General features: G+C 56.7%; 4 protein-coding genes. All 4 read right to left on the bottom strand.

From position 1 onward, the window contains the following. Window positions 1-1,026, bottom strand: a 1,026-nt coding sequence (locus GHO42_RS01820) for an ABC transporter transmembrane domain-containing protein (RefSeq protein WP_256671099.1), incomplete at its 3' end; no start/stop codon positions are given. Window positions 1,027-1,175: 149 nt separating this feature from the next. After that, window positions 1,176-1,805: a heme acquisition protein HasA gene (locus tag GHO42_RS01815; RefSeq protein WP_095018395.1), complete on the bottom strand. Its 630-nt coding sequence runs from the start codon at window positions 1,803-1,805 to the stop codon at window positions 1,176-1,178. A gap of 102 nt (window positions 1,806-1,907) precedes the next feature. Further along, complete coding sequence (locus GHO42_RS01810; protein WP_133143793.1) at window positions 1,908-4,679, bottom strand: TonB-dependent receptor; 2,772 nt, start codon at window positions 4,677-4,679, stop codon at window positions 1,908-1,910. A gap of 128 nt (window positions 4,680-4,807) precedes the next feature. Continuing rightward, window positions 4,808-5,556, bottom strand: a 749-nt coding sequence (locus GHO42_RS01805; protein WP_256671098.1) for a FecR family protein, incomplete at its 5' end; no start/stop codon positions are given.

Raw genomic sequence — 5,556 nt, 5'->3', positions numbered from 1 at the left:
ACGGGTGCCGGGCGCACTGGCGCTCAATTGCTCCACCGCCAGCTCGCCCCGTGGCGCGGGCAAAGCCATGCGTTGCGCCCGAGCCGGATAGCTGTGCAGCAAGGCTTCGAGACGCTGATAGGCCAGCCGCGCCGAACTCCACTGTTTCCACACGCCAATCAACTGATCGATGGGGCTCAACACCCGGCCCATCAGAATGGAGCCGGCAATCATCATCCCGGCCGTGATCTGCCCCTGCACCGCCAGCAAGGCACCGAGGCCAAGCACCAGGGATTGCAGTGCCAGGCGCACGCCCTTGGACCAGGCACTGACGGTGGCGGTTTTTTCGCTGGCCAGATTCTGCTGCGCCAAAAAGGCCGTGTGCTGCGCCAGCCAACGCCCGCGCAAGGTATCGAGCATGCCCATGGCCTCAATGGCCTCGGCATTGCGCAGATGCGCGCTGGCCTGCTGGGTGGCCTGCACCGACAACTCGCTGGCGGCCTTGAGCGGCGCTTGGGAAACGCGCTGATTGACCCATGCCAGAATCATCAACAGTACCGCGCCGCCCAAGGCCAACAGCCCCAGCCAGGGGCTGAACATAAAGATCACAAACAGATACACCGGAAACCACGGCGCGTCGAAAAACGCGAACAGCGCATTGCCCGTCGCGAACTGGCGCAGGCTGGTGAGGTCATTCAACGCCTGCGCTGCTGCCGGACTGCCGGTGCGCAATTGCGCCTCGAAAGCGGCGTCGTAGACGCGCTGATTCAAGCGCATGTCCATCTGCGTGCCGAGGCGGATCACCACCTGGCTACGCACCCACTCCAACGCCCCCATCAGGCCAAACAGGCCGAGGATCATCAGCGTCAGCATCAACAGGGTCATTTGATTGCCCGATGCCAGCACCCGGTCATATACCTGCAGCATGTACAGGGCCGGGGCCAGCATCAGTAAATTGATCACGGCCGAGAACAGGCCGATATTGAAAAAAGCACGTTTGTAGGCCGTCAAGGCAGCCAGCATCTCGTTGGCTTTGGGCCGGGTCATGGAAAGGTTCCGAGGATATGGGCCGAAAACCCTGTGGGAGCTGGCTTGCCTGCGATGCAAGCGGCGCGGTCTGACTGCCAGACCATGCCGATGCCATCGCGGGCAAGCCCGGCTCCCACAGGATTGGAGTTCACTGAGGTGGGCGGGAGTTACGCCGCCAGTGCCCAGTCCTGAGCCACATCCAGCACGCCCACCAGGCTGATATCAGCCGCCAGTGGTGCATCGGCGTGAGCCAGGCCAGCTGCCGCCAGTTGGTCGAAGGTTGAATCGGTGCTCAGGCCGAACCCGCTCAGCAGGTTGTTGAGCACGCCTTCCAGACCCGATACGTCGCCTTTCATCAGGCCGTAGATCACGTCCTGAACAGCGTTGCCCGCACGGCCGGCATCGCTGGCGGCAGACAGGTCGAGGCCGTTGAAGGAGGCGGTGTAGTCGCCCAAGGTAAAGTCGCTGCCCTTACCACCGCCAAGCACTTCACCCAACTGCACGTTATCCAGGTTGCCCCACAGGTAGTGGTTCATGTTGTCGCCCGCAGACAGTTTCGGGTTAAACACGTAGTTCAAACCATTATCCGTATTGCTCTCAGCCACAAAGGCGTATTTCGAACCATTGGCACCCTGAGTTGCATACTGCTCGCCTGTCATTGCACGACCACCGGTGTTGAAACCACCGGTATTCACTGTGCCATGATCGGCAGTGCGGAAACCGGTCGACCATTCGCTTAACACATCCTTAACCGAAATATCGCCGTACAGAGAGTTGTAAGTTACTGAGATAGTCATATTTACTTTCTTCCATTGATAGATTTAGTGACAACCTGCACACGTCTCCGTGCTTTTGCTCAATACGAGCAAAATCTTTAACAACGACAGAATCGCTGTTTTTTAAAATTTGTATTCGAGCATTCCGCTCAATGTACGACCCCGAGCCAAACTCAAGTTATTGGCATCGCCCATGGCAACGAAATATGCCTCATCAGTGGCGTTCTCCAGCACTAACGTGAGGTTCACATCATTAGTGGGCCAGTAACTGGCATACAGGTCATACACACTGTACTTAGGCCAGGTCGCTTGCTCGATACTGTAATAGTTATGGGCATTCATATCGGCACCGTTACCGCGGCTATAGCGCAAACGAATACCCGTGTCCAGGCGTCGCTCCAGAAAGCGTGCACCAGCGGTTAAAGATCCCCGGTCTGCGGGCATATGCGCCGCGCTGCCCATGATCCCGCCGCACGCGACGTAGCTGTTGCTTTTATCATCATCCAGGTACTCATACTCGCTCACTTTTCTAAAGCCCATTGTCCCATCCGGCTTTACATAACGCTCCAAATAACTCTTCAGGATTTTTCCGGCTTTTTTGGCGCCCCCAAGATAGTGATCATTTGCACAAAAATCGTTAGCACCAATCATATGGGTGTAGCTTAAATTGGTATACGCACGCCCCATATCATAGTTGAGCTGATACTCAAGCCCCCTAAAACGGGTATCATTCAAGTTATTAACGTATGCCAGATCACCAAAATTATTTGATGCTTCAGGCAGCGCGATACCGTACTGCATAAACGTAAAGTTCTTGATTCGGTTATCAAAATAAGAAACCTTCATACCCAGACGGTCATTATTAAAAAATAACGACTCTTTAAATATATTGAAGCCGACTTCCCAGTCTCTGGATTCCTCTGCCTTGAGAAAGGGGTTTGGGAACACCCGTTCAGGGGCATTGCCGCCATGAGGCCGCCCCGTCATCAATACTTCGGTCACCGCCGGTGGGCGCCATCCCTTGCCCCAACGTGCATACAACTGAAGCCAGTCCACACCCGGCTTGATCGCAAGACCGAACGTCGGTGAAAACTGGCCGCTCTCTTCGTCCAGGTCGTAGGTATCTTCGACACGCTTTGCCGGATCCAGATTAACCACCGGCACACCATTCTCATACCGAATGATTTCTTGACGATACAGCGTCATCCCCGTCTTGCCTTCAAGACGATAACGGTCATAGCGCAAGCCACCATTGAGGGTCAGCCAGTCGTTGTAGTTGTACTCCAGATTGCTGAACAGGCTGGCCATAGTGCGTTTGCCAGAAGGGTCGGCACCATCAACATAAGGTTTTACCGCTTCACTCAAGGCCGCAACTTTATTGCTCTTTGGCTTGAAGGTGTCCTGGTACATCTCCAGGCCATAATTCCAGGTCAAAAGACCGTAGGTATCGAAGTTGAAGCGTGAGGTGTTCTCGCCTTGCAGCCCCCAGGTATCGGTACGGAAATAGTCCTTGTACGGGTCGTAGTTGTTCCTTACTTCGCTCGTCTGGTGCCCGGCGTTGGAACGCACCAGTTCAGTGGTGACGTAATACAGCTTGGCCTTGAAATCGATCAGTTCGTTGTCGGGATTAAAGCTGTAGTCCAGCCCGAAGTTGGCGGTGCCCAGATTGTTCTTGCTATGGCGGACGTAGTCATAGTCCGTCTCGTTGTTGATCGCGTAGGTCCATGAATCATTGCTGTCGCTGTCGGTATTCAGATAGCTCAGTTGTACACGCTGATCATTGGGCAAGTTGAGGCCGAACTTGACCATCTGCGAGCGCGTCACGCTGCCTGCATCCCCCACCTCATTGTTCAGCCAGTTGTTCCAGGCTTCGCGGCGAGTTTTTTTGACGCGGATTTCATCCCCCAGGTTGTCAGCGTTTTGCCGGCCACTACGGTAGTTGCCGAAGTGTCGTTCACTGTAGGCAAACAAGGCATCGCCAATGTCGTTTCCAATGGCGAACACTCCACCACCGTTGAAATAAGTACCGTTGCCCAATTCACCGATACCGCTACCTGCCCGGATACGTCCGCCGAACTCTTTGCCATCTTTCAAAAAATCACTGGCTTCGATGGTTTTAAAGGTGGCGATCCCCCCGAGTACTGCAGCACCGCCCATGCCCGACTGAGTGCCTTTATCAATTTCAATACTTGAGATCATCTGCGGATCGATCAGCATCACGCCATTGCGATGCTGGTGACCATTGACGCTGAAGTCCTGGCGCATGCCATCAACGTTCATGTTGACCCGGCCATAGTCCTGAAGACCCCGGATATTGACCGACAAGCCTGGGTCGCGTTGGTCTACTGCGGTGTAGACACCGGGGGTTTCTTCGAGCATGTCGGCTGTGTGGCGGGGGGCGCGCTTGTTGATTTGCTCGCTGGTAATCACGGACACCCCTTCAGGCGTCTGATAAACCCAATCCGCCGTATTACCCTCACTGGCCGTCACCGAGGTGGTGCCCAGGGCCAGGGCGCCGTTGTGTTCGCCGCTGACGCGGGTCAGGGTGATCTGCCGTTCGCCGGTAAAGCGATATTCCACCGGGTTGTTGCCCAGCAAGCGCGCCAGGCCTTCCTGCACGCCAAGGTCGCCATTCAGCGCCACGGAGCTCAGGCCGCGCAGCATCTGGCTGTCAAACAGCACTTGCAGGCCCGCCTGTTCGGCGAAGACTAGCACAGCCTTGTCCAGCGGCTGGGCCGGAATATGGAAGGCGATAAATTCTTGCTGAACGGCGCTGCTGACTTTTTCTGCGGCCTGCACCGGCATTTGCGCCGCCAACAGGGCGACAATCCCGACATGAACTGCAAAGGCTAACCGACTTGCGGATTGCACCCCTTTGCGCTGACTACCCATCATTTTTATTTTCCCCAGGCTTACGAGCTGCTTTGCGAATGAATCTCAATAGCAAGACGTAAGATGGGGGAAAAGTCAGTAAAGGTTTTTGCGATTAATTTTCAAAAAGCGCTGCAGAGCTTTGTGGTGGCTCAATACACCAGGCTCACGCCCGCCAGTTCGACGCGCTGCACCTGCAACTCCTGGGTGAGGGTGTGCAGGGCGCTGTCGAGCATTTCGAGGCGGAATACGCCGCTGACCTGTCGACTGGCCAGGGCCGGGTTGGCCAAGATGATCTGGCCGGGGCGATAGCGGTTGAGCTGCTCGATCACATGGCCCAATGGCTGGCGGTCAAATACCAGCACACCACGGCGCCAGCTGGTGGCTGCGCTCAAGTCGAAACCGGGCAGTTTTTCTACACCCTGCGCTGCGCTGTAGCGGGCGCTCTGGCCCTCCTCAAGGGTTTGCTGCGCTGCGCCTTGGGCCGGCGGTGTTTGCAGGCTCACGGCAACGCTGTGTTGCAACACGCCGACCCAGGCCTGATCGCGGCTTTCGCGGCCCACCACAAATTGCGTGCCCAGCGCTCGGGTGCGCCCGCCCGCACTTTGCACCACAAAAGGCCGGGTTTCGGCTTCGCCCATGGGCGCCACGTCAAACACCGCCGAACCCGCCAGCAGGCTGATACGCCGCTCGCCAGTGTCGTAGTCGATGCTGATGGCACTGGAGGCATCCAGCTGTACCGAGCTGCCGTCGTCGAGCTGAACCGTGCGGATTTCTCCCGCACCTGTGCGGTAGTCGGCCTGCATCTGTATCAGTATCGTCGGGCCGCTAAACCAGCCAACTGCGACTACCAACGACAGCACTGCCGCACGTCCGGCCCAGCGCAACGGCCGTCGACGTC

The organism is Pseudomonas sp. FSL R10-0056 (assembly GCF_009600105.1).
Taxonomy (GTDB): Bacteria; Pseudomonadota; Gammaproteobacteria; order Pseudomonadales; family Pseudomonadaceae; genus Aquipseudomonas; species Aquipseudomonas bubulae.
Note: the sequence above shows the minus strand (reverse complement) of the source record. Positions and strands in the feature narration are given on the sequence as shown.

Excerpts from the sequence above, each read along its gene's own strand:
- GHO42_RS01815 (WP_095018395.1), bottom strand. The coding sequence starts at position 1,805 with ATGACTATCTCAGTAACTTACAACTCTCTGTACGGCGATATTTCGGTT.
- GHO42_RS01810 (WP_133143793.1), bottom strand. The coding sequence starts at position 4,679 with ATGATGGGTAGTCAGCGCAAAGGGGTGCAATCCGCAAGTCGGTTAGCC.